The sequence below is a fragment of the Sneathiella sp. genome, assembly GCF_041689005.1.
GTDB lineage: Bacteria > Pseudomonadota > Alphaproteobacteria > Sneathiellales > Sneathiellaceae > Sneathiella.
Genome location: NZ_JBDNHC010000021.1, coordinates 1 through 1,913, shown reverse-complemented (window position 1 = coordinate 1,913; position 1,913 = coordinate 1). Strand labels below are relative to the sequence as shown.

Annotated in this window: 2 protein-coding genes; both read left to right on the top strand. The window is 57.4% G+C overall.

Features of this window, described 5'->3' with window-relative positions:
* Positions 1 to 759: chloride channel protein (locus ACESNI_RS02695; RefSeq protein WP_373084776.1), on the top strand; the 759-nt coding region annotated here is incomplete at its 5' end.
* A gap of 53 nt (positions 760 to 812) precedes the next feature.
* Positions 813 to 1,913, top strand: a 1,101-nt coding sequence (locus tag ACESNI_RS02690) for an ATP-dependent helicase (protein WP_373084774.1), incomplete at its 3' end; no start/stop codon positions are given.

Genomic DNA, 1,913 nt, shown 5'->3' with positions numbered 1-1,913 from the left:
TCGCCGTCCCTGTTTATTGGTGCCATGACCGGCGGCGCCTTCGGCATCATCGCCGCGGCGGCCTTTCCCGAACTTGCCGCCAGCCATGGACTTTATGCCATCATCGGTATGTCGGCGGTGGCGGCGTCGGTTCTCGGCGCGCCGATTTCCACCATCCTGATCGTGTTCGAGCTGACCGGAGACTATAAAATCTCGATCGCCGTCATGGTTGCGGTTTCTGTCGCCACCCTGATCACCAAGCACCTGTTTGGACGCAGCATTTGGCAGACCCAGCTTCTCCATCACAATGTCGATGTTAACGAGAGCCGCGCCTTGCGCCAGCTCAACTTCCGGCAGGTGCGCGGCATCATGGATCGGGAGTTCATCGAGGTTCCACGTGATACCTCAATGACGGAACTCAGGAAAATTGTGACCAATACGAATCATGATAAATTCGTTGTGGTTAACCCCGAAACCCATGAGTTTATCGGCCGGATCGACTATAGCGACCTCAAGACCGGATTATTCGCCGAGAATCCGGAGGAGCCTCTGACCGCGTTTGACCTTGTTCATGATGAAAGCCCCGTGCTGTATCCTGACACCAGCCTGAAAACGGCAATTGAAACGATCGAAAAGGCAGCGATTGACCATGTCCCGGTCATCAACCGAACCGGGGATCGGCGGCTGATCGGCATCCTCCATCACAAGGACCTGCTGCATGCCTATAATGCCGCTCTTCTCTCAGCGCAGGATCATTCGCGCGATAAAGTTTTCCGCTAAAAACGGACATCGAGAGTAGCCTCAATGGCGCAGTTGGGCTATATCATGAGGCGATGAACGATAGTTTCGACATAGGCAGTTTCAACGACGACGCCCCGTCCGCCCCCACCCCGGATTTTTCCTATCTGGAGGGGTTGAACGCAGGACAAACAGCGGCAGTAGAGGCTCTCGACGGACCGGTTCTGGTCCTTGCGGGCGCGGGAACCGGTAAAACGCGAGTACTTATCTCCCGCCTCGCGCATATCCTCAACCTGCGCGATGTCCGCCCGTGGGAGATCCTCGCTGTTACCTTCACCAACAAGGCCGCCGCGGAGATGCAGGAACGGACCGCCAATATCGTCGGCCCCAAAGCCATCGAGATCAAGCTGGGCACCTTTCATTCCATCGGCGTTTGGCTGCTCCGCCGTCATGCGGAACTAATCAATCTTGACCGTAATTTCACCATTCTGGATACTGACGACCAACTCCGCCTACTCAAGCAGATCCTGATCGAGGAAGGCGTCGATATCAAGAAATGGCCGCCGCGCGGGCTGGCGGGAGTCATCGACCGGTGGAAGGACAAGGGACTGCGCCCCGATCAGGTCAAGACGGGCGAGGCCACCGACGCCAACGGGTTTGCCCACGGCCGCGCCGCCGCCCTTTATGCCCTGTACCAGGCCCGCCTCGCCACCCAGAATGCCTGTGATTTCGGCGACTTGCTGCTGCATGTCCTGACCCTGTTCCAGCGCAACCCGGATATCCTCAAGCTATACCAGAATCGCTTCAAATATATTCTGGTGGACGAGTATCAGGATACCAACGTCGCGCAGTACCTGCTGCTGCGGCTTCTCGCCCAGAAGCATAAGAATATTTGCTGCGTCGGCGATGATGACCAGTCCATCTATGGCTGGCGCGGGGCCGAGGTTGGCAATATCCTGAAGTTCGAAGATGACTTTCCGGGCGCAAAGGTTATTCGGCTTGAGCGGAATTATCGCTCCACCTCGCATATTCTGGGAACCGCGTCCGGGCTGATTGCCCGAAATGAGGGCCGCCTCGGCAAGACCCTCTATACGGAGGATAATGAGGGCGAGAAGGTCGTCCTGAATGCGGTGTGGGATGGCAACAGCGAGGCCCGCTGGGTGGCAGACGAAGCCGAAAACCTGGAGCGCAAGGGC